The following is a 23,678-nucleotide window of genomic DNA, read 5'->3' as shown; positions in this document are numbered from 1 at the left end:
TTATCTCTCCACCAAAGCAACTTTACGGTTATAAATGTTCATTAACGCTGAGGTAACCAAGCTTAGAGTTAGGTAAACCCCCATCGTCATCGCGATAATTTCAATGGCTTGCCCAGTCTGGTTGAGTGTTGTTCCTGCAAAAACAGATACTAAGTCTGGATAACCTATTGCCATAGCTAACGATGAGTTTTTCGTTAAGTTTAAGTACTGGCTGGTTAACGGTGGGATGATGATGCGTAGTGCCTGTGGAATCACAACCAGTTTCAATGTTTTTGATCTTGGTAAGCCAAGAGACATGGCTGCTTCTGATTGACCGTGATTGACGGCATTGATACCAGAACGAACGATCTCAGCGATGAAGGCGGCTGTATAAATACTAAGTGCGACAAGTAAAGCGGCCAATTCGGGGATAATACTTATACCACCCTGGAAGTTGAACCCTTTTAGTGCTGGGTATTCCGCAGAGATAGGTCGACCCATAATAAAATAAACAACGACTGGTAAAATGACACACAGAGCGAAAATTATCCTGCCCATTGGTGTTTGTTGGCCGGTTAAACTTTGTCTGTTTTTAGCCCATATACCAATAATGATTGAAGTTATCAACCCAGCGATGAAGGTGAAAAATATCGCTGAACTGCCTGCTTCAAAAACCGGTGAGGGAAAGAATAGGCCTCGAACGTTAAGGAAAATTGAATTTCCTAACTGCATGCTTTGTCTTGGTGAAGGCAGTGCTTGTAAAACGGCAAAATACCAAAAGAAAATTTGTAACAGCAAAGGAATATTACGGAATGTTTCAATGTATACAGCGGCTAATCGACTCACCAGCCAGTTCGAGGACAAACGAGCAATCCCAATAAAGAAACCAAGGATGGTTGCTAGAATAACACCAAGCAAGGAAACCAAAGCCGTATTTAAAAGACCAACAACAAAGGTGCGTCCATAAGAGAATGTTTCATCATATTCAACAAGAGTTAGGCCAATCCCAAAGCCAGCCTCTTGATCTAAAAAATCAAAGCCGGTCGCGATACCGCGAGCGTCTAAGTTGGAAAGTGCGTTTGACACAATGGTATAAAAGAAAAAGATCAATGCCGATACTGCAATGACTTGAAATACGACTGATCGAAAGGTGGGATTATAGAACAGGTTTGCGCTTTTCGCCGAGGGAGCCTCAGACTTAGCCGCAATAGTATTAGTAGGTTTCATACAACTATAACCTCAAATCCATTTTCTAAAAAAGGCGGCCGAAACCGCCCATTTGGGTTTGTTTCACTATTAACGGAGTGGTGGAGCGTACATAAAGCCGCCAGCGTTCCACAAAGCATTTACACCACGTGAGATTTGCAGTGGTGAGCCAGTACCAACGGTGCGCTCAAAACTTTCACCGTAGTTACCAACTTGTTTCACGATTTGGTAACCCCAGTCATCACGAATACCTAAACCTTTACCTTTAGGTCCATCAAGGCCAAGGATACGTTTGATGTTTGGATCATTTGACTTGAGCATTTCATCAGCATTTTTAGACGTGATGCCGTATTCTTCAGCGTTAATCATTGCATTCAACGTCCATTTTGCAACGTTGAACCATTTGTCATCGTCTTGACGTACTACTGGACCAAGAGGCTCTTTAGAAATAATTTCCGGAAGTACAACCGCTACATTAGGGTCTTGTAAATTTAGGCGAAGGGCGTATAGGCCTGATTGGTCAGTTGTTAACACATCACAGCGACCAGCATCGAAACCTTTCGAAGTTTGAGCAGCAGTATCAAATACAACTGGCTTATAGCTCATACCGGTATTACGGAAGTAATCGGCTAAGTTAAGCTCTGTTGTGGTACCTGACTGAACACAAACAGATGCACCATCAAGTTCTTTGGCACTCTTGATACCAAGATCTTTCTTGACCATAAAGCCTTGGCCGTCGTAGTAGTTTACGCCAACGAAGTTAAGACCTAGGGCGCTATCACGTTGTAAAGTCCATGTTGTGTTACGTGAAAGAACATCGATTTCACCAGATTGAAGTGCTGTAAAACGTTCTTTAGCGGTTAGTGGCACATATTTTACTTTTGACTTGTCACCAAGAACTGCAGCTGCAAGTGCTTGACAATATTCAACATCAATTCCTTCCCATTCACCTTTAGAGTTTGGGTTTGAGAAGCCCGGCAGACCAGTACTTACGCCACAAGTCAAAACGCCTTGTGAAAGAACTTTATCTAGGGTGCTGTCTGCAGCAGAAGCTGTTGTCGCCATCATGGCAGTAGAAGCCGCTACAACTGAAGCAAGAAGTGTTAGTTTATTCGCCATTTGTATCCTTCCTGTATGATCCATGTTAAACCAGGTGACACCTGATACAACGTAGTAAAAATGTTGTGTTTCTTATTTCATTTGGCTGTATTTGCACACAAGAGCACATTTATAAATCAACCAGTTATAAGCGTAGATAAGGATTTGTATTTTCTCAAATGCATAATTTGAAAAGATTTTTGATTAGAGTCACAAACCTAAGCTGTGGTTAGAATGACTAAATGTTAAGTGAATGTAAATAGTGCAACAGTGATCAAGAGTAGGGCAACAGATGGAAGCAGTATCTTTATCTTTTAATATGAAATTAACATTTGTATCATTAGTTGGTTGTGGAGTTTTTCACTGGAAACTATTGAAAATTTAGTCAATAATTATTTTGCAGTGGATATTTGGTGTCGTCGTTGCCCTATTTTTGGTAGCATCTAGCGAATAGTTATTTACTTTATTCATGGAATGAAATGCAGTATTTTCCCCTGTTTCTAAATTTGAACGATAAACCAGTGTTGGTTGTTGGTGGTGGTGAAGTTGCGTGTCGAAAAGTCGATGCTTTAATCCGAGCTGGCGCTCTTGTCACGATTGTATCGCCTAAAATAGAGCCATACTTGTTAGAACTCGTTGAGCAAAAGCGTTGTCAATGGGTGCAAAATTTCTACTCATCCGAGTTACTCACTAACGATTATTTGCAAGTATGGGCAACGACGGATAACCCTTCTCTGAATCATCAAGTGCATAAAGATGCGAAAAATTCTCGAATTTTAGTCAATGTAGTTGACGATCAACCGTATTGTGATTTCATTACCCCTTCGATGATCGAGCGTGGGCGAATTCAAATTGCGATCTCAAGTGGGGGAGCATCTCCAGTTTTAGTTCGTAATATCCGAGAAACACTAGAGGCAGTGTTACCACAAAACTTATCATTATTGGCAGATTTTGGCTCATCTAAGCGAAATTCGATCAAACAGTCGTTAGCTTCTGTGTCGGAACGACGTAAGTTTTGGGAAGAGTTTCTCGGTGAGCCTAAAGTTGAAAATGCAAAAAATAGAGAGGATTTGGAGGCGCTATACCAACAAGCTTTGAAGCAACCTATTGATAATGAAGGGCAATGTACATGGATCAATTTTGGTGATGATGTAGAGCTATTACCGATTAAAGCGCTCCGTTATATGCAGCGTGCAGAGGTCGTATTCTTTGAAGAAAACTGCCCATTTGAGTTTATTGACCTCGTCCGTCGGGATGCGGAAAGGGAAAGTTTCCAAGATGCAGCGCAGCTTGCAGAAAAATTAAACCAAGCGAGAGCAGAAAAACGACGAATTTGTGTGTTGATGCCTAAGCAGGCAACAGATTACACACTGTTAATAGGGGCAGATTTAACCTTATAGCTATTAGCCGTTCGTTAGGTTTAAAGCTTTAATCGAGTATGCAAATTGCTTGAATAAAAATAAGCCACCGGTATGCGGTGGCATTTTAAGTTAGTCTCGGAAATTCTCGTATTGGAAGGGTTGTCCCATATCCGATTCACGCATAAGTGCGATTACCGACTGTAAGTCGTCTCTCTTCTTACCTGTGACTCGTACTTTATCACCTTGGATTGATGCTTGAACTTTTAGCTTTGCATCTTTAATCGCTTTCACTACTTTCTTCGCTGTTAAGGTATCCACTCCTTGCTTAAACTGGACATCTTTGTGCCAGCGTCTGCCTGTACCAACAGCTTCTTTGGCATCTATGGAGTTTGCGTCTACTCCTCGTTTTGCAAGGTTTCCGCGTAAGATATCCATCATCTGGTTCAGTTGGAAATCATGCTCAGCAGAGAGTTTTACGGTTTCATCTTTGAGTTCAAAACTGGCTTCAACATTTCTAAAGTCAAAGCGAGTAGCCAGTTCACGGTTTGCATTGTCGACAGCGTTACGAATTTCAACATTATCGACTTCTGAAACGATATCAAAAGAAGGCATGGTGGTTCCTTATATTTATTTTAAGTTGCGGCGGTCTGCGATTGCTTTAGCAAGCATATCAAGCATGGTCACTGTTTCATCCCAGCCTAAGCAAGGGTCAGTGATGGATTGGCCGTAAGTTAGGTTATCTAAGTCGTGCATTGGTTGATTGCCTTCAATAATAAAGCTCTCCGCCATAATGCCTGCGACAAAATCTTTTCCTGCTCGAATTTGCGCACAAATATCAGCGGCAACCTCGATTTGTTTTCTGTGCTGCTTCTGGCAATTGGCGTGACTGAAGTCAACAACAAGGCGCTGTGGTAGACCAAACTCAGCCAATTGCTGACAGGAATTCGCCACTGAATCGGCATCAAAATTAGGTCCAGTGTCCCCACCGCGTAAAATGACATGTCCATATGGATTACCACTGGTACGGTATACTGTCATGCGGCCATTTTTATCTGGTGAGTAAAAATAGTGCGAAGCTTGTGCAGCGCGAATAGCATCAATAGCAATTTTGATATTACCATTGGTGCCATTTTTAAAACCGACTGGGCATGAAAGTGCAGAGGCCATTTCACGGTGAATTTGAGATTCAGTTGTACGAGCACCGATCGCTCCCCAAGTGATGAGGTCAGCAATATATTGACCAGTGATCATATCGAGAAATTCAGTGGCCGTCGCTAAGCCTAGCTTATTGATATCAAGCAACAACTGACGTGCTTTATTTAGGCCGGTTTCTAATGCGTATGAACCATCTAAGTTTGGATCGGTAATTAAGCCTTTCCACCCAATTACAGTTCTTGGTTTTTCAAAATAGGTACGCATAACAATGAAAAGCTCATTATCGTATTGAGCTTGAATTGAACTTAAACGGCGTGCGTAATCTAAAGCGGCTTCAGTATCATGAACTGAGCATGGTCCAACGATAACGAGTAGACGATCATCTTGACCTGTGAGGATGTTTTCAATTTGACGACGTGAGTTGGCAATACGCTCAGCAACATCATTTGTGATCGGATGCGCATTTCCAAGCTCTGCTGGTGTTGGCATTGGACCCATTGCTTGAGTTCTTAATTCATCTGTTTTTAATGGCATACTAAAGCCTGTACTCTTATTGCGAAGCGCTAAAGATAGCGGAATTGGCAAGAGGAATAAACTGTAAAACGGAAAACTTATTATCGACAATGCGTAAAGTGAAAATTTATTCAGTATATTTTCATAAATATTTACTTTTGTTCTTGTATTCGATCCTCGCTATAGGTATTTTCCAGATTAAGATAATAAAAAGTGTTAGGGAGCAGTAATGAGTTTGACACAAAACAGCACGATGCATGCACAGTTAGTTCTTGGTGATGCTCTTCCAGCGGCCATTGAAACGAGTGGAAACGCTCAACATCTTTATGTCTCACTGTCAGATATTATATTGGATTCGCTATTTTATCACCCATCGATTGAGCAACATTTTGCGAACTTATCAGAACTAGAACAAGAATCGGCGCAGTCGATTCTCAATGATAAAGAGGTTTCTGAGCACTTTACCGCGACGATAGTGGATAAGGTATTGTCAGCGGTGCAAGAATCACATCAAACGATTCGAGTTTGCTTAAGTGATGCTGATAGCTATGCATACAAAGCATTGCTTGGTGGCTCGGTTGAACCCGAGGAAGTCAACCCAGCCATGGGAGTGAGAGGCGTCTCTCGCTTTGCTTCTCAACAGTACGCAAAAGCATTCTCCTATGAGTGCTCGGTGGTTAAAGCTCTACGCAATGCGGGTGTGAATGTAGAAATTGTCGTGCCTTTTGTTAGAACATTGAGCGATGCGGCTACGATCATCGACCGTCTTGCAGAGCAAGGATTACCGCGTGGTTTGCAAGGTTTGAAAGTACATTACTCTTGTGATGTGCCTTCGGCGGCGTTGTTAGCAGAGCGTTTAATGCACTATTTCGATGGCATCACAATTAATATTGATAATCTAACGCAATACACCTTGGGCATCGATAAGAACAATGCTGCACTTGCGCATCTATTTAATCCTGAAAGTGAAGCCGTTGTTGCACTATTGGACTTAGCCGTCAAAGCTGCTTGCCAAGCCAAAAAGCCGATTCTAGTGGTTACGCAATCTCTAGCCGACTATCCAAAACTTCAAGAGCATTTAGTGGAAAATACACAAGCAGATGTTGTGGTAAAAATATAATGAATTCAGCTGAGCGTAGAATAGTTACGCTCAGCTCTTACTTTTAGTAACAATTTATTGACATTTATCGCGCTGTAATTTGAACTGGTCCGACAACTATATAAAAAGGTCAGTTTATATGCTCTCCCCACTTACCAAAGCAAACCTCTACTTAAGCCTATTTGGCTTTTTCAAAGTACCACTTATTTGGTCATGCCGTCCCAAAATTTTGCAGTTGAATGATCAGTCGGTTGAGATCAGAATTCCTTTAAAGCGGCGCAATAAAAACCACTTAAATAGTATGTATTTTGGTGTGCTTGCGGTTGGTGCTGATGTAGCAGGTGGTTTTATGGCCATGCATAAAGCTGAACAACGGGGCAGCAAAGTTTCTTTGGCTTTTAAAGCCTTACAGGCTGAATTCTTAAAACGTCCTGAGGCCGATGTGCATTTTCATTGTCATGACGGTCAGCTCATTGACAGCATGCTGGATGAAACAATAGCCACTGGAGAGCGTGTTAATCAGATAGTGAAAATTACTGCAACATGTCCTACTTTACATGGTGATGAAGTTATGGCTGAGTTTCTTTTGACGCTATCTCTAAAGCGAATAGGGAAGTAAAACCATTAGATTGAATTGGACGTTACCCATCCAATTCAATTTGTTCAACATCGACAATTTTGCTGCGATTAAGCACTATTTTCCAACGATAGTAGCGCGCTTTACCTTGGTGGTTATCTTCTTTAATGATCAAGTTTAGTAAGTGCCGTTTTTCAACGGACTCGCGGCTGACTTGTCCACCGTTTAATTGGTAGATTCTGTTTGAGCCTTTGTCTATTAAACGAGTGATGGGGCGAAGATCAACCTGTAGCGTTTCACGTGTTTCTTCATAGCCGCTCATAAAACGAGAAGTCGACATTTGCGTTTCGGATCGATAATGCAGTACCTGCTCCTCACGTTGGACTACTCTCTTTTTGCGTATCGCTTTGATTCTATCGGGTAACTTATTGAGGTTGGTATAGTCTAGCCACTCTAGCTTATGTCCTACTGTTTTTCCTGTGGTTGGGTCTATGTAACGGCGTTTCCACTTAGGTTTACCCCGACGAATCCAACGCCATAGTATGTCTCGTAAGTCGTCTTTAAATATTTCGCGAAGCGCATAAACAAATGACATGGCGATGATGAAGGAAGCCGTAATTTCTCCCCAATAATCGCGAGCGGTAATCGCAATAATGGTAACAAAAAGCATGACTAATCCTGTTGCGATGCCTTTTACTGCCCGTTTCATATTGCTACCTAAAGACGTTACTTTCTCATTGAGTACGATTGGGTGCTCAATCAATCGTCTAAGCAGACGCATTTTATTGCTTAACCGAGTGATGTCATCGCCAGCTTTTGCTGAATTGTAGTTATTTAGCTTGCGGTGTGCTTGTTCTTTCTCGACTAAAGTAATTAAACGCTCTTTGATGGTTTTATAATCGCCATCACGATTCATATGTGCCACCAGCGAGAGAAACTTTTGTTCTGTGTACCAAGATAGGTAGTTATCGATGTTGGCGTAGTAGCGTTTTAAGTTCTCTTCGTAAGGAATACTTCGACGTAACTTTTTAAGGATGTCCAAAGAGAGCTCAATGACACTATCCACCTCATCCTCTGTGACGCTGTCACTCGTTGTGGTCAAATGAACCACTGCTTTGTCCAATGCAATCACATATTGATAAGCGAATAGGCTTAAACTGACACGGTATTGAGTCGAGGAGAGCCGACCGCGCTGGGCAAGGCGGCTATGCACCAAAGGCAGTAAAGTTTTATCACTGTAATAGGCACGTTTTTGATGGATAGAGCTATAGTAGAATTCTGACTCAGGCAGAATTTCGGGAGTTAAACCTAAATCACCAGGAATGAATAGATAAATGTCCAGATCAACCTCTTTGCTCTGGGACGTGGCATGTGAAATTTTAAGCGTAATCGCGTCTTGTTTATCTACATTAACCAAAGAAAGCTCCTGAAAAAATTACTTATTTTTCTCCTTCAATGGGGGAAAGGATAACAGAGATCACGTATAATCTCTGTAAAATTGAGGTGAGACAAAGTAAATGATTAATGTTGGTCAAATAAACAGTTTAGAAGTCGTGAAAATTGCCGATTTCGGCGTGTTTTTAGATGCAAGTGATTTTGGTACGACGTTACTACCGAATCGATTTGTACCCGAAGGTGTTGAGTTAGGGCAACAAATTGATGTGTTTTTGTATTTTGATTCAGATAATCAGCTAGCTGCGACAACCGAGACTCCCATTGCTAAAGTGGGCGAATGGGGTTTAATGAAAGTCGAAGGTGTTAACAGTACTGGTGTTTTTGTTGATTGGGGAGTCAAGGATAAAGACCTATTGGTTCCTTACAGTGAACAACGAGCGCGCTTTACTGAAGGGCAGACCATTCTGGTTTATGTTTATACCGATAAGGCTTCTGGTCGTATTGTAGGGACAACAAAGTTCAATAAAGTATTGGATAAGACTCCGGCTAATTACACGAAGAATCAACAAGTGGATCTGCTTATCGCTGAGCGTTCAGATTTAGGCTATAAAGCGATCATCAACGGTCAACATTGGGGGATGATTTTCCCATCGGATGTGTTTGGCAAGCTATTTATCGGCAAATCGTTGAAGGGGTACATTAAGAACGTTCGCGAAGATGGAAAAATTGACCTTGCTTTGCAAAAAGTTGGTGTCGAAAAAATGGATGAAATGAGCGCAAAAATCCTTGAACTTCTGGAGAAAAAAGGTGGATTCTTACCGTTAAGTGATAAGTCAACGCCTGACGCTATTTTTGCTACCTTCCGTACTAGTAAAGGCACGTTTAAGAAAAGCATTGGTGGTCTCTATAAGCAGGGCAAAATTACCATCGAACCTGACGGTATTCGTTTAGTTTAATTATTGTTGGAAGAAAAAAAAGGCCCAAAACTCAACCGTCTTTGGGCCCAGGGGAATGGCTCTTACAGAGCCTACGCTAATCACTAAAGAGTCGTGTTGTGCTTTCCTTATAAGTGTAGTCGGTATGCACGCGTTAGCGATGATTTTTTAAAATTTCATTCTATAGTTTATCCGTTTAGAATAGGTTTTTGTCTTTAACTAGCTCTCTTGGCAAGCCATTTTTAACGCGGTTACCGACCCATTTCCCTAACCCAATTACATCATTCCCGAGCTTTACGATGACTTCACCTTGGCTCGATGGTTGTTCTGGCCTGACATCTCTGCCCATATACCAATCTCTTGCTTCATCAACCGAAAGTATGACGCAATTGGCTTCATTGCCAGTAGCTAGCGCTGTCGCGACTTGGTGTTGCCAGCGATAACCTTTCTTATGCGCTTCAGCAATTTTTATCCCCATTCGAGAAAAACGTAATTCACCCAACATCGGCTCTAATGTGTTGGGAAATAACCATACATCGTTATCGCGCAACCATACGCTGGCGTCGCTAGGCAGCACAATATCCAGTGATTTTTTAAGCTGTAGTGCAATATCTTGCTGTACTTTGGTACTGGCTTTTTCAAATGGGAATTTACCCAAACGCTTTTTAACTTCAGGGCTCGGTACGGAACTTAATTTACGGACTTTCGCGACAAAGAAACCTTCACAATCGTAAACTTGCGGGAATATATGCAAAAAGCCATCTTCAGTTAATGAAGCACTGGCATTCTCAAATAAATCACCTAGAGAAACAAATTCTAACGCTTCGCCGAAGGTGGCCTTTAGATGGTGACAAACTTGTTGGTTTTCTTCTGTACTTAATGTGCAGGTAGAGTAAACCATTACGCCACCAGGTTTGAGAGCATGAAAAGCACTTTCGATTAAGTCTTTCTGTGTTTCAGCAATGGAAAGTACCGACGCTTTACTCCAGTTTTTCATTGCATCTGGATCTTTACGAATCGTGCCTTCACCAGAACAAGGCGCATCAATAAGTACTGCGTCAAATTGTTCTGGTAACCACCCTCCAAACACTCGACCATCGAAATTGCTAAGTGCACTATTGCGCACGCCACAACGCTCTATGTTGGCGTGCAGTACTTTGACGCGACTAGCTGAAAATTCATTGGCGACTAAAACACCTAAATTACTCATTTGAGCGGCTATTTGTGTGGTTTTAGAGCCGGGCGCTGCCGCCATATCTAATACAGCATTAAAGGGGGCGCTTTCATCCATAAATAGAGCTGAAACTGGCATCATGGAGCTGGCTTCTTGAATATAAAAAAGCCCCGCCATGTGTTCAGCTGTGTTGCCGAGAGGAACTTGCGACTCATCAGCTTCAATCCAAAACCCCGTATCACACCAAGGCACTGGAGACAATTGCCATCCTTTTTCTGCTGCTCGCTGGCAAAAGTGTTCGGTAGAGATCTTGAGTGTATTGACTCGAATACTTTTACGAAGAGGGCGCTGACAAGCTGCAATAAAATCACTCATAGTGAGTTCATTGGGTAATATTGCTTCAATTGTCGTAAGAAATGCTTCTGGCAATGTTATGTTGGCGTGCAAGGTTCTGTCTCATCTGGAAGTTTGGCTGCGAATTATATAAGAATCGAGATGAGATAAGAACCGTAAAAAATGCAGCTCGGAGGCTGCATTTTTTAAAGAGGCGGATTAAGGTTTGGGAATCGCTGTTCTCCACTGAGTCCACTCTGGTGTTGCCGCAGGGTACAAGTAAAACGCTTGCCCTTGTTTTGCGATAGGTTGTAACTGCTTTTGTTCGGGAGTCGCAAAGGTAATCCCTCCACGCACAATACTGTCTATGGTTCCAGCCTTTATGTTGGCGCCTGATAACCCGATAGAGACATCAACCCCAGAAACATTCCAAAACACACTGTTATTACGCACTAAATAAGCGAACGGTTTTTGAATTTCTACCGTGAAAATAACTCGGTCAGCGAAGTCGCCTAATTTTACATGGGTGACGACGCCTACTTCCATTTCTCGGTAAAGGACTGGTGTTCCTTCAGTCACTGAGCCTCGTCTTTCACTTTGCAGTGTAAACTCAACACCTGTTTCTTGCTTCGGCTGCTTTTCTAACTTGAATTGATAATTCGGCTTGCCAGTGCCTGGCCGTACTTCAATACTACTGGTGATTAAGTTTTGTAAGTTTTCGATACCATCTAGACCGATTTTAGTTTTAGCAACCCAGAAATGCGTGTCAACTCTTGCAACATCAGTGGCGTAACTAGGATCAATACGGGCTTTAAGAGTTATGATGCCGGTCTGAAAGTCGGGAGTTACAGATGTGACTTCACCGACAACAATATTATTGTATTTAATCGATGTCCCTTCAGTGATACCAAGAGAACTATCAGCAATCAAGGTCACTTCTTGTCCATATTTTCTCGCTTGCTCATAGCTGTCATATAATTTCCACAAGCTATTATTTTTATTATCGATACCTTGCAAGGAATCAAACGCAATACCACCTTGTAGCAATGTTTTGAGTGGTGCTGCTTTGACACTAACGCCGGCCAGTGATGCCTCGACTTCAACACCAGAACGATTCCAAAATACAGTTTGGTTCGTAATTAGGTGACGGTATTGATTCTCAATTTTCACCTCGATTTTTACACCGTCTTTCGTAAGCTTAAATCCAGAGACGCTACCGACTTGCAAATTACGGTATAGAAGAGGGCTACCTTGGCTGATTGGTGGTAATTCATCAGCTAAAAGAGTCAGCATTTGCGAACCACTTTGGTTGTATTTTGCAAGTTCCGCCAAAGACTGACTCGGGTATAAATGATATTCGGGATAAACTTTCTCGCTCCCTTCACTGACAAAACTAATTGAACCGGTTAATAATTGTTTGGCTGGAGGGATTGATACATTGAGTCCTGACTCCGTGAGCTCTGCGGTTGCCGACCCTGTAATATAAAAGCGACTTTGAGAGCGAATCAGGGATGAGTACTGCTCATCAATTAAGGTGTTTAAGGCTACGTGGTCTTGCTCTAACACGACGCCAATAACTGAACCGACAGCAATGCCTCGATATAGAATTTGAGTGCCAACATCTAACCCATATGAGCTGTCTGCAATAAGTTTAATCGCAATGGATTTAGCTTGTGACTGGTTGAACTCAAATTGTCGGATAGCGGTGAAGCTCCTTGCCTTGCTGCCTTCTCCTGGAACCAGAGTCAAATAATTACCTTTGATTAAGTTACCAATGTTTTCAACGCCCGAGAGTGAAACTTTTGCCTCTTCCAACACAAAGCGACTACCAGAATTTAGCATGTCACTGAAAGCAGGTTGAATGGCGGCAGAGGCAACGACTTGTTTTCGTCCTTGGCTTAATTGCAAGTCTGTCACTTGGCCAACTTCAATTCCGCGATACATGATAGGAGCTCCAGTTGAACCAATATTATGTTGATCGGGTAGGGTTATCTTGACGGGAATACCACGACCTGCTGTTTTTAAATCTCTATAGAGTCTAAACTGGGTATTCTGTTTGACGGGTTCTCCACCATCAGGGGAATCGACCGCGATGGACCCGCCAATAAGAGCGCTGAGGCTTTCTAATCGAACATCAACTCCCTCAAAACCAATACTGGCACCAATGCCACTGACATTCCAAAAACGGCTTTCATTAGTAATGATGTGTCGATATTCATCATCGACAGAGGCTTGGATGATGACTGATTTTGCGTCTTTATCGAGTTGATAGTTAAAGACTTCGCCTATAGGTATTTTCTTATAGACAATTTGAGAGCCAATAGAAAGCCCCCCTAAATCACGTGCTTTCAAAGAAATAATCAACCCTTGATCGGGTTGTAAATCTGAAGGGGCATTATCTAAAGCGCGAAAGATATTATTGTGATCCGTCGAGGTACCTTCATTGCCCGGTTGAATCGCAATATAGTTACCTGATACTAGCGCATCCAACCCAGAAATACCTGAAAGGCTAGCGGTTGGTTTGACTAACCAGAAACGCGTTTGGTCATTGAGCAGTTGGGTTGCTTCTGGATAAATATCTGCATCCACGTAAATGCTTTCTAACCCTTCAGATAAGTTGATATCACGTACCATACCGACTTCTAAGCCCTGGTAGCGAATGGTTGTTCTACCAGCAACTAAACCTTGAGCATCCGAAAAATAAATTTGAATTCTTTCCCCTGCATCATGAATTGCTTTTGTAACCAACCATCCGGCAAGCAACATGGTTAGTATCGGTAAAATCCACAGAGGAGAAATACCTTTATTTCTTTTCACATCAGGGGTGTAAGAATTCTGGGTTGAAGCTGATTTACTCATTTGAAAGCTCATTTTTTTCTGATGTATCTGGGTAGTTATCCCAGATGAGTCGAGGGTCCATGCTTTCAGCCGCTAACATGGTCAATACGACGACCATGCCAAAGGCGACAGCACCATAACCCGGTGTAAAATCGAGAATTTGCCCTCGATCGACTAATGTCAGCATAATTGAAATTACGAACAGATCCATAACAGACCATTTACCTATCCATTTAATAGCAAAGAAAATCGTCATGCGCTGCCGATGGTACACTTGCCGTTTGAATTTGATTGCAAGAAGCAAATAGGTCAGGCCAAAAATTTTGATAATAGGTACGACAATACTTGCGACAAAAATAATGATGGCGATTCCGACCATGTCGCTATTAATTAATGATGCAACACCAGAAAAAATGGTGTCTTCCAATCGTTGTCCATTGGTGATCAAGATTGATATTGGGATAAGGTTTGCAGGGAAAATAGCAATGCTTGCAGCGATTAAATAGGCCCAGGTACGCTGTATTGAATTAGGCTTGCGGTGATAGAGCTTTTGCTCGCAGCGGACACAATGGTGGTTTTCGGGTTGCGATAAATGACAATGATGGCAGTGGACATCTTTATGTTCAAATGTGTATTGATTTTCTGGTTTCCATGCTTCCCAATAACGTCTCACGCTGACGCGAGTAGCAAGTAGAACCGTAGCCAATTGTAGTAACACCAGACCATACAGCCCAACGCCAATATGAATATCTGAATAATCTTGAAGTTTAAAGCAAGAAACCGCTACGCTGACCAAAAAAACATCGATCATCACCCAAGGTTTTAGTTTGTGAATGATAATAAGCGAATAGTTGAGTACAGAAAACCAGTGAAAGCGCAGTGCCATATGCGCTGTGACCACTGAAGAACACACTAAAAATGGGGCAATCGAACTGCAAAACAAAACCAGTAATGCAATCAGAGAAAAGCCTTCATCCATCAAAGCCAATACCCCTGAGGGTAGGGTGGCGGGAATCATTACGCCAACCAAACGAATACTAATAAAATCGAAAAAATGCGAAGGAATGAACAGTAATAAGCAGGTTACCGCTATCGCAAGGTCACCAGATAAAGATGGTTTACCCCCGCGATACAGTTGAGTGCCGCAGCGAGGACAATAAGCACTTTTACCTTGTGCGACATCAACTATATCAACCGCCAGTTCGCAGCCTTGGCAGAGTCTGATAGCATTTGACGCACTAGGATGCTGTTCAAGAACTTTCACAGACAAACAAGAGCCCCATTTTGAGTGACGTTGTCACTGAGTGACGTGTGACTGTATATTTCCATATAACGTTTGATATAAACCATCTTGTGTTACTAATTCCCGATGCGTACCAGTCTGGCTTACTTGGCCATCTTCAAGCACGTAAATGATGTCTGCCTGTTTCACGGCTGAAAGGCGATGCGCAACAATTAATGTGGTTCGGCCACTCAAAAAATCGTTTAGAGCATCATGCAGCGCTGCTTCAGTGGCTGTGTCTAAGGCTGAAGTGGCTTCATCCAAAATAACGAACCTAGGATCACTAAGCACCATACGAGCAATCGCTAAACGTTGACGCTGTCCACCTGATAGCCGAATGCCGTTTCGCCCAATTAAAGTATCCAGTCCGTCACTCAAATTAGCAATAACATCTTGCATTTGGGCAATTTGTAGCGCCTGCCAAAGTTGGGTTTCATCGTAATGCTCACCCAAAGTCAAATTATGCCTCAAAGTATCGTTAAATAGTATAGGTTGCTGTAATACAACGGCTATATTATCTCTAATAATATCAAAACTGATCTCTTCGGTTGTGGCGCCATTAAAACGAATTTCTCCAGATTTGGGTTGATACATACCAATCAACAGCTGAATCAGTGTTGATTTACCACCACCACTAGCGCCGACTAAGGCGACTTTTTTACCGCGAGGAATACTCAGTGACAGATCTGTTAGCACATTTTGGTTGTTATCGTAGGCAAAATTGATGTGTGATATTTCTACATCAACCTGCTTTTGCTGCGTAAATGGGTTGATTTTACTTATCGGTCTTGGCTCTTCATCAAGCGATAGTAGAGCGTTGATGCGAGTAAAGGCGGCTTTGGCACTGTACCAAGAAAATTGAATGCCTAGCAGCTCTTGAACCGGACCTAGCATAAACCACAAATAGCCAAATACAGCAAAAATTTGACCAATGGTTAAATCACTAAACAGAACCATCAACATTGCTACGGCTCTGAAAAGCTCAAAACCGAGTAGGAAGAGAAGAAAAGAAACGCGCCCAGCAGCTTCAGATTGCCAAGCATACTTATCAGCATCGATTCGCACTTGGTTCGCTTGCATTTTTAATTGATTTAGAAATACACGTTCTTTATTAGCAGCACGAAGTTGGTAAATACCGTCTAAAGTTTCTACCAGCCGATTTTGAAAACGCTCATAAGATTGGTTTTCGCGTTTCTTGAGGTGCTTTACTTTACTGCCCAGTTTACGTGAAAAGTAAATGACAATTGGATTCACTAATAAAATGAACAACCCAAGTCGCCATTCAAGCCATAGCAGCACGGCTGCAGTACCAATAACAGTAAAGAGGCTAATGATAAATTTGCTCAGCGTACTACCAATGAACTGATCGATAGTTTCGATGTCTGTAATCAAGTGAGCATTGATACCGCCACTACCTCTTGTCTCGTATTGTTGAATACTAATTCGACCTAATTTATCTATCATTTTAGCGCGCATATGATAGGTGATGGTCTTAGAAACAAGAGTGAATTGGCGGCTTTGAAGAATATTCAGAGCCTGGCTTACGCTGCGCATCAACACGACCAGCAATAAGGTTAACCCAATATAGCCTGTTGGGGTTTGCCATGCTGTCGGTAAGACGGTATTCATCATTGCCAAACCGGATGCGGGTTTATTGAGAAGTACTTCATCGACCATCAATGGCATAAGCAAGGGGATAGGGACACTGATTAAAGTGGCAGCTATTGCAATGGCGTTGGCAAACAGCAAAGTTGCTCGATGTTTTTTTACTTGTTTTATCAACCAAGAACGGCTAATAGTGTCACTGGAATTAATCATTGTAATGAGAATGCATCCTATTTATATTGTGGCGAAATTGTACGTCGTTCAAAAACGGATGTCTTTAGTTTTCAATTGGAAGTTTAGCTAATATGAACATAGAACATTACCAGCGCTTAACCAAACAAGCCTTATCGCTATTGGAATCTGAAACGGATCTAATTGCGAACCTTTCGAATTTAAGTGCGTTACTTAATATGGAATTAGAGGATCTCAATTGGGTTGGCTTTTATTTGATCAAAGATGGTGAACTAGTGCTTGGCCCATTTCAAGGTCAACCCGCCTGTGTTCGCATTCCGTTAGGGCGAGGCGTATGTGGTACGGCAGCCGCTAGCAATACTGTTCAACGTATTTACGATGTCCACGCATTTGAAGGGCATATCGCTTGTGATGCGGCGAGTAATTCTGAGCTTGTTATTCCATTTTCAATCAATGGTAATGTAGCAGGGGTATTAGATATTGATAGCCCAAGTATTGGCCGTTTTTCGGAAATTGATGAAAAAGGACTAACAGAATTGATGGTTGAGATAGAAAAGCTGCTCAATTCACACGCTAACAAGGCATAAATTGGTCATTGCCTGTGGTTTTTCGCATTTAGGTCACTATAATACCGAACATATTTATATTAATGCCTCGCGGAAAAGCCGCATAAACCAGGAATCCTCATGGAAAACACTGAAAAGTTAAAAAACAGCAAAGAAGTGATTGCGTACATTGCTGAATGTTTCCCAAAGTGCTTTACTTTAGAAGGTGAAGCCAAACCTCTAAAAATTGGTATTTTTCAAGATCTTGCTGAACGTCTAAGCGAAGATGAAAAAGTGAGCAAAACTCAGCTACGTGCTGCGTTAAGACAGTACACGTCATCTTGGCGTTACCTACATGGTGTTAAAGCGGGTGCGACTCGCGTTGACCTTGATGGTAACCCATGTGGTGAGTTAGAAGAAGAACATGTAGAGCATGCACAAGCTGCCTTGGCAGAGAGCAAAGCTCGTGTGCAAGCGCGTCGTAAAGAACAAGCACAGAAAGCACGTGAAGAAGCGAAAGCGAAGCAGCCAAAAGCGAAGAAGCCTCAAGCTCGTCGTCCTCAAGCTAAAGCTCAGAAAGTTGAAAAACCGGTAGAGACACGCGCTTTAAATGCCGATGAAATGATCACTGGTAAGCAAGTGAACGTAAACATGGGTAAAGGAAACATGGCTGCGACCATTGTTGAAATTAATAAGGAAGATGTGCGCGTTCAACTTGTTAACGGCCTACAAATGGTTGTAAAAGTGGAGCACTTGCGCGCTTAAAGGAGAAATTCCTACGCATGAAATGCCGTTCAAAATTAACGTTGATTGCTGCTAGCCTATGGCTAGCAGTTTCATCAGCTCAGGCTTTAGAAGCCAAGTTGAGTCAAGAGGATCTTCCTCTTCTCACTCCTGAAGTTCAACATGAAACGGCGAGTAAACGTGTTACTTCCCGTTTCACCCGTTCTCATTACAAGCACTTCAATCTTGATGACAGCTTTTCTCAAGCAATATTCAATCGTTATCTAGAACTGCTTGATTATAATCGTAATATCTTTACTCAAACTGATATCGATTCTTTCAAAGCATGGTCAACTCAACTTGATGATCAACTTAAAGCGGGTAACAACCAAATTGCATTTGATGTGTACAATTTATCAATGCATAAACGTTTTGAACGCTTTCAATATGCTCTTTCTCTTTTAGATCAAGAAATTACTTTTGATACTGATGAATCAATGGAGCTTGATCGCTCAAAGGCTTCGTGGCCGAAAGATAAAGCAGAGCTGGATGAACTGTGGCGTAAACGCGTTAAATACGATGCGTTAAACCTTAAGTTAACGGGTAAAGAGTGGCCAGAGATTAAGGAAACGCTAGGTAAACGTTACAACAATGCCATTAAACGTTTGTCTCAGACTCATAGTGAAGATGTTTTCCAGCTTTACATGAATGCCTTTGCTAGAGAAGTGGATCCACACACTAGCTATTTGTCTCCACGCAATGCTGAACAGTTCCAATCAGAAATGAACCTCTCATTGGAAGGTATTGGTGCGGTATTGCAGATGACAGATGACTACACGGTTATTCGTTCGCTGGTAGTTGGTGGTCCTGCATCGACCAGCAAGCAGTTAGCTGAAGGTGACCGGATTATTGGTGTTGGCCAAGATGGTAAAGATATCGTTGACGTTATTGGTTGGCGATTAGACGACGTTGTACAACTGATAAAAGGCCCGAAAGGAACCAAGGTTCAGTTGCAAATTTTGCCGGAAGGTAAAGATGCCAAAAGTCACGTTGTAACTATTGTGCGTGATAAAATTCGCTTAGAAGACCGAGCGGTTAAGTCTGAAATCATTGAAAAAAATGGCAAGAAAATCGGTGTGTTAGAAGTACCGAGTTTCTACGTTGGTTTATCAAAAGATACAGACAAACTTATTGCGGAGCTTAAACAAAAAAGTGTTGATGGCATCATCGTCGATTTACGAAACAATGGTGGTGGAGCTCTCACTGAAGCTACAGCGCTTTCTGGTCTGTTTATCGAAAGTGGTCCTGTCGTTCAAGTTCGTGATAGTTATGGTCGTGTTAACGTCAACAGCGATACCGATGGCAAAATCAGTTATCAAGGTCCAATGACGGTACTGATTAATCGCTACAGTGCTTCTGCATCTGAAATTTTTGCAGCGGCAATGCAAGACTATGGTCGAGCGATTATCTTAGGAGAGAACTCCTTCGGCAAGGGTACGGTTCAACAGCATCGTTCGCTTAATCATATTTATGATTTATTTGATAAAGAGTTAGGCTACGTTCAATACACTATTCAGAAGTTTTACCGAATTGATGGTGGTAGTACGCAAAATAAAGGGGTTGTGCCTGATATAGCGTTCCCAACCGCGATTGAAGCGAGTGACACGGGGGAAAGTGTTGAGCCAAACGCTCTACCTTGGGATCATATTGATAAAGCGAAATATGATAAGTTACAGGGTAATGAAAGCCTAATTGTTAGCTTGTCGACTAAACATCAAGCTCGTATCGCAACAGACAGAGAGTTTGGTTTTATTCGCGAGGATATTGCTAAGTACAAAGCAGAGAAAGATGACAATACCATCTCTCTTAATGAGCAAGTACGTAAGCAAGAAAGCGATAAAGCCGATCAGTTACGTTTGACTCGGATTAACTTGCGACAAACCGAGAGTGGTGATAAACCATTCAAGACATTGCAGGACATACCAAAAGATTACGAAGCCCCAGATGTTTATTTAGATGAAGCCGTTGCAATTACGGTCGATATGCTAAATTAATTGAGCTATCCAATCTAAAGCGAGCCCTACGGCTCGCTTTTTTGATCTTATTTAGACCAAATAAATAACGTGATATAGATCAAATACCGTCGCGCCATCGTAAAACTGGTCCTAAGCTTAATGAAAAGTGAGGGACGTGCTATGAAATGGATTACTCTAATTGTTGCCTGTATTACCGTTTTAGTTACGCACAGTGTTTACAGCAGTGAAAGTACTAAACATACTGATTTAACCCAGTTTGACCTTCCATTTTTGCTTGGTGATTGGTATCTACTCAATGCTAACCCTGACTCATCTTCTGAAAATTTTCGAGCCATTAAATTGACCTTGAAATCGAATTACCGTTTTACAATTAATATCCAGAAGAAAGATTTTAGTGTTGATCAATGGCAAGGTGATTTTGATGCTAATAGCAACACATTGATACTTGGAGTGACATCATCTCAGCCACAAGTTTACGAGTATGAAAGCAATCATAATTTACTTAATCTAAACGGCGTGACTTTTACTAAGGTTTTACCGAACGCCTTAGCAGGCGTTTGGTTAAGTGAACAAATATCAGGTGAAGATTTATCCTCTAGTAATATCAGCCAGTTAGACTTGGTATTACAACCTGATTTTGTCTTTATGTTACGAGTAAGTGGCATTAATGGCAACGAGTCAGTTCATAAAGGTGTTTACTATACAGAAGGTGATCACCTAGTCCTGCTCTATAAAGATGGAGAGCATGATACACGCTACACTTTAGCCCGTGATACCTTGACGTTAGAGGTTGAAGGCGGGTCTATGTTTGCAGTCTTAACACGTGTTCGTTAGCTAAATTGGATCCACTGTTTTGGCTCTTATCGGTAGTCATTTCTGTTTTATATGTTTAAATTGTCAGCAATTTAATGGGGTATTTGTATAAAATACCTCGTTTTTTGATATGAGGGGTTGTTATTAATGATAACAAGCCTTAGATATAGGCAGTCACATTTCATTTCGTCAAAAAGGATTCCGACATGGCTCATACTCCGCAAGCCAAGTACCGCAAAGATTATCAAGCGCCGTCACACAGCATCACAGAACTTGAACTTACCTTCGATCTCTTTGATAGCAGTACATTGGTGACAGCTGTCTCTCAAGTCCAGCAAAAGAACGAAAGCAACCAGCTACTACTTGATGGTGAAGGCCTTGAACTAAAGTCATTGAAAGTCAATGGAGTAGAGTGGCACGATTTTCAATTGCTGGAAACTGGTTTGTTGATCTCTTCACTACCTCAACAATTTGAATTAGAGATCATCACTCAAATTAACCCTGAAGCTAACACAGCATTAGAAGGTTTATACAAATCGGGTGGTGCGTTCTGTACCCAATGTGAAGCGGAAGGTTTTCGTCGTATTACCTATTACCTCGACCGTCCGGACGTATTGGCGAAATACACCACCACCGTAATTGCAGATAAATTACAATATCCATATTTATTAAGTAATGGTAACCGTATTGACCAAGGCGATTTGTCGGAAGGGCGTCACTGGGTTAAATGGCAGGACCCACATCCGAAGCCAGCCTATTTATTTGCCCTTGTTGCTGGCGATTTTGACGTATTGCGTGATCAATATAAAACCAAGTCAGGTCGTGATGTCGCTCTCGAGATCTTTGTAGATAAAGGTAATTTAGATCGTGCTGGACATGCGATGACTTCTTTGATTAATTCAATGAAGTGGGATGAAGAGCGCTTTGACCTTGAATACGATTTAGACATTTACATGATCGTTGCGGTTGATTTCTTCAATATGGGGGCAATGGAAAACAAAGGCTTAAATGTTTTTAATTCCAAATTTGTACTGGCAAACGAGAAAACGGCAACCGATACCGATTACTTAGGTATTGAAGCCGTGATTGGTCACGAGTATTTCCATAACTGGACTGGAAACCGAGTCACTTGTCGTGATTGGTTCCAGTTGAGTTTAAAAGAAGGGCTGACCGTTTTTCGTGATCAAGAGTTTTCATCCGATCTTGGTTCCCGTGCAGTGAACCGGATCAGCAATGTGCGTACCATTCGTGGGCCACAATTTGCTGAAGATGCCAGCCCTATGTCACACCCAATTCGCCCTGATAAAGTGATAGAAATGAATAACTTCTATACTTTGACGGTTTACGAGAAGGGCAGTGAAGTTATTCGAATGATGCATACCTTATTAGGTGAAGCTGCATTCCAAAAAGGGGTGAAGCTCTATTTTAAACGTCACGATGGCACGGCGGCAACTTGTGAAGATTTTGTTTCCGCAATGGAAGATGCATCAGGTGTTGATCTTGCGCAGTTCCGTTTGTGGTATAGCCAGTCGGGAACACCGATTGTTTCAGTCAGCAGTGAATACAATGCACAACAGCAAACTTATTCGTTAACCATTGAGCAAGTGACTGAAGAAACGCATGAACAAAAAGAAAAAGCGCCACTGCATATTCCGTTTGATATAGAGTTGTATGCTAAAGATGGCGATGTGATTCCGTTACAGTGTAATGGAAAACCTATTGCCAATGTGCTTAATGTGAAGGATGCGAAGCAAACCTTCGTATTCGAGAACGTTACGGAAAAACCAGTACCTTCTTTGCTGCGTGAATTTTCTGCGCCAGTTAAGCTTGAATACGAATACAGCGATGATGAACTCACATTCCTTATGGTGAATGCACGTAATGAATTCGCCCGCTGGGATGCAGGACAAATGCTACTGGCGAAATATATCCGTAGTAATGTACTTGGGGTTCAAGCCGGTAAAGATGTTGACCTAGCTGAATCGGTAATTGATGCATTTCGTGGTGTTTTGCTTAGTGATTCACTTGAACCAGCGTTCATTGCTGAAATGCTATCTTTACCAAGTCATAACGAAGTGTCTGGGTGGTATAAGCGTGTTGATGTTGATGCCATTGCCATGGTACTTAAAGCAATAAAAGTCCAGTTGTCGAATGCTCTCGAAGATGAGCTTACTGCGGTATACAACAGCTTAAAACAAGCACACTATTCCATTGATCACCAATCGATTGGTAAAAGAGCATTGCGCAATACTTGCTTGGCATATCTAGCTTACACCACTAAAGGTAATGATTTGGTGGTAGCGCAATACAATACGGCCAATAACATGACCGATACCATGGCGGCCATGAGTGCGGCGAACAGTGCTCAACTTGCTTGTCGTGAATCGCTAATGGCTGACTACAGCGATAAGTGGAAACACGACGGTTTAGTCATGGATAAATGGTTTATCCTGCAAGGCACGAACCCTGCACAAAACGTGCTAGATGTAATTAAACAAACCATGAATCATGAAGCGTTCAGTCTAAAAAATCCTAATCGTATTCGTAGTTTAGTCGGTTCATTTCTGAATGCGAACCCCGTTAACTTCCATGCTAAATCTGGAGAGGGTTATCGATTTGCAGGTGAAATTCTACGTGAATTAAACAACAGTAACCCACAAGTTGCTTCGCGCCTTATCGACCCATTACTGAAATTCAGATTGTACGATGAAGAGCGTCAAGCGCTGATCAAAGCAGAGCTTGAAATGCTGAAATCGATGGATGATTTAGCTCGAGATCTATTTGAAAAAGTGACAAAAGCACTTGAATCTTAACTAGTA

18 protein-coding genes are annotated in these 23,678 nt (G+C 41.9%); 9 read left to right on the top strand and 9 right to left on the bottom strand.

What is annotated here, in order from left to right; all coding sequences use genetic code 11:
* Together MCT08_RS08945 and MCT08_RS08940 are read right to left on the bottom strand one after the other, a co-directional pair.
* On the bottom strand, positions 1-1,206 hold the full coding sequence (locus MCT08_RS08945; protein ID WP_274678274.1) for an amino acid ABC transporter permease: 1,206 nt from the start codon (positions 1,204-1,206) through the stop codon (positions 1-3).
* Between the two features lie 69 nt (positions 1,207-1,275).
* Entirely contained in the window at positions 1,276-2,304 is a 1,029-nt protein-coding gene (locus MCT08_RS08940) for an amino acid ABC transporter substrate-binding protein (RefSeq protein WP_053311580.1), read from the bottom strand.
* Between the two features lie 458 nt (positions 2,305-2,762).
* Here MCT08_RS08940 and MCT08_RS08935 point away from each other — a divergent pair, with 458 nt between their 5' ends.
* Positions 2,763-3,683: a precorrin-2 dehydrogenase/sirohydrochlorin ferrochelatase family protein gene (locus tag MCT08_RS08935; protein ID WP_261915530.1), complete on the top strand. Its 921-nt coding sequence runs from the start codon at positions 2,763-2,765 to the stop codon at positions 3,681-3,683.
* A gap of 90 nt (positions 3,684-3,773) precedes the next feature.
* Here the strand turns inward: MCT08_RS08935 and MCT08_RS08930 are convergent, their stop codons facing one another.
* Together MCT08_RS08930 and MCT08_RS08925 are read right to left on the bottom strand one after the other, a co-directional pair.
* Entirely contained in the window at positions 3,774-4,256 is a 483-nt protein-coding gene (locus tag MCT08_RS08930; protein WP_053311577.1) for a YajQ family cyclic di-GMP-binding protein, read from the bottom strand.
* A 15-nt stretch (positions 4,257-4,271) separates the two neighbouring features.
* Positions 4,272-5,333 (bottom strand): 3-deoxy-7-phosphoheptulonate synthase, encoded by a 1,062-nt coding sequence (locus tag MCT08_RS08925; RefSeq protein ID WP_053311576.1) that lies wholly within the window; start codon positions 5,331-5,333, stop codon positions 4,272-4,274.
* Between the two features lie 208 nt (positions 5,334-5,541).
* Here MCT08_RS08925 and MCT08_RS08920 point away from each other — a divergent pair, with 208 nt between their 5' ends.
* Together MCT08_RS08920 and MCT08_RS08915 are read left to right on the top strand one after the other, a co-directional pair.
* Positions 5,542-6,432 carry a putative PEP-binding protein gene (locus MCT08_RS08920; RefSeq protein ID WP_168522256.1) on the top strand — a complete coding sequence of 297 codons (891 nt, stop codon included), beginning with the start codon at positions 5,542-5,544 and terminating at the stop codon, positions 6,430-6,432.
* A 118-nt stretch (positions 6,433-6,550) separates the two neighbouring features.
* Positions 6,551-7,030, top strand: a complete 480-nt coding sequence (locus MCT08_RS08915) for a PaaI family thioesterase (RefSeq protein ID WP_053311574.1) — start codon at positions 6,551-6,553, stop codon at positions 7,028-7,030.
* A gap of 22 nt (positions 7,031-7,052) precedes the next feature.
* Here the strand turns inward: MCT08_RS08915 and MCT08_RS08910 are convergent, their stop codons facing one another.
* Positions 7,053-8,405 carry a hypothetical protein gene (locus MCT08_RS08910; RefSeq protein ID WP_168522254.1) on the bottom strand — a complete coding sequence of 451 codons (1,353 nt, stop codon included), beginning with the start codon at positions 8,403-8,405 and terminating at the stop codon, positions 7,053-7,055.
* Between the two features lie 100 nt (positions 8,406-8,505).
* Here MCT08_RS08910 and MCT08_RS08905 point away from each other — a divergent pair, with 100 nt between their 5' ends.
* On the top strand, positions 8,506-9,339 hold the full coding sequence (locus MCT08_RS08905; protein WP_053311572.1) for a CvfB family protein: 834 nt from the start codon (positions 8,506-8,508) through the stop codon (positions 9,337-9,339).
* 175 nt (positions 9,340-9,514) lie between these two features.
* On the opposite strand, the gene rsmF is transcribed toward MCT08_RS08905, so the two are convergent.
* The 4 genes from rsmF to MCT08_RS08885 all read right to left on the bottom strand — a co-directional run bounded on the left by rsmF (position 9,515) and on the right by MCT08_RS08885 (position 16,763).
* Positions 9,515-10,939 carry a 16S rRNA (cytosine(1407)-C(5))-methyltransferase RsmF gene (gene rsmF, locus MCT08_RS08900; protein ID WP_274678273.1) on the bottom strand — a complete coding sequence of 475 codons (1,425 nt, stop codon included), beginning with the start codon at positions 10,937-10,939 and terminating at the stop codon, positions 9,515-9,517.
* 105 nt (positions 10,940-11,044) lie between these two features.
* A complete protein-coding gene (locus MCT08_RS08895) occupies positions 11,045-13,684 on the bottom strand; it encodes an MlaD family protein (RefSeq protein WP_261926813.1) in 2,640 nt (879 codons plus the stop codon).
* A complete protein-coding gene (locus MCT08_RS08890; RefSeq protein WP_274678272.1) occupies positions 13,677-14,933 on the bottom strand; it encodes a paraquat-inducible protein A in 1,257 nt (418 codons plus the stop codon). The genes MCT08_RS08895 and MCT08_RS08890 overlap by 8 nt, the downstream gene beginning before the upstream one ends.
* 27 nt (positions 14,934-14,960) lie before the next feature.
* Positions 14,961-16,763, bottom strand: a complete 1,803-nt coding sequence (locus MCT08_RS08885) for an ABC transporter ATP-binding protein (RefSeq protein WP_274678271.1) — start codon at positions 16,761-16,763, stop codon at positions 14,961-14,963.
* 92 nt (positions 16,764-16,855) lie between these two features.
* Here MCT08_RS08885 and MCT08_RS08880 point away from each other — a divergent pair, with 92 nt between their 5' ends.
* The 5 genes from MCT08_RS08880 to pepN all read left to right on the top strand — a co-directional run bounded on the left by MCT08_RS08880 (position 16,856) and on the right by pepN (position 23,672).
* Positions 16,856-17,329 (top strand): GAF domain-containing protein, encoded by a 474-nt coding sequence (locus MCT08_RS08880; RefSeq protein WP_274678270.1) that lies wholly within the window; start codon positions 16,856-16,858, stop codon positions 17,327-17,329.
* 99 nt (positions 17,330-17,428) lie between these two features.
* Complete coding sequence (gene proQ / locus MCT08_RS08875) at positions 17,429-18,052, top strand: RNA chaperone ProQ (RefSeq protein WP_053311566.1); 624 nt, start codon at positions 17,429-17,431, stop codon at positions 18,050-18,052.
* Positions 18,053-18,069: 17 nt separating this feature from the next.
* A complete protein-coding gene (gene prc / locus MCT08_RS08870; protein WP_274678268.1) occupies positions 18,070-20,064 on the top strand; it encodes a carboxy terminal-processing peptidase in 1,995 nt (664 codons plus the stop codon).
* Positions 20,065-20,205: 141 nt separating this feature from the next.
* Positions 20,206-20,880, top strand: coding sequence for a hypothetical protein (locus MCT08_RS08865; RefSeq protein WP_168522242.1), 675 nt, complete (start codon positions 20,206-20,208; stop codon positions 20,878-20,880).
* Positions 20,881-21,065: 185 nt separating this feature from the next.
* Entirely contained in the window at positions 21,066-23,672 is a 2,607-nt protein-coding gene (gene pepN / locus MCT08_RS08860) for an aminopeptidase N (RefSeq protein WP_274678267.1), read from the top strand.
* Positions 23,673-23,678 lie beyond the last annotated feature (6 nt).

This window comes from Vibrio aestuarianus, assembly GCF_028858425.1.
In the GTDB taxonomy this organism is placed as follows: Bacteria; Pseudomonadota; Gammaproteobacteria; order Enterobacterales; family Vibrionaceae; genus Vibrio; species Vibrio aestuarianus.
This window is presented reverse-complemented; position numbering and strand designations above follow the sequence as displayed.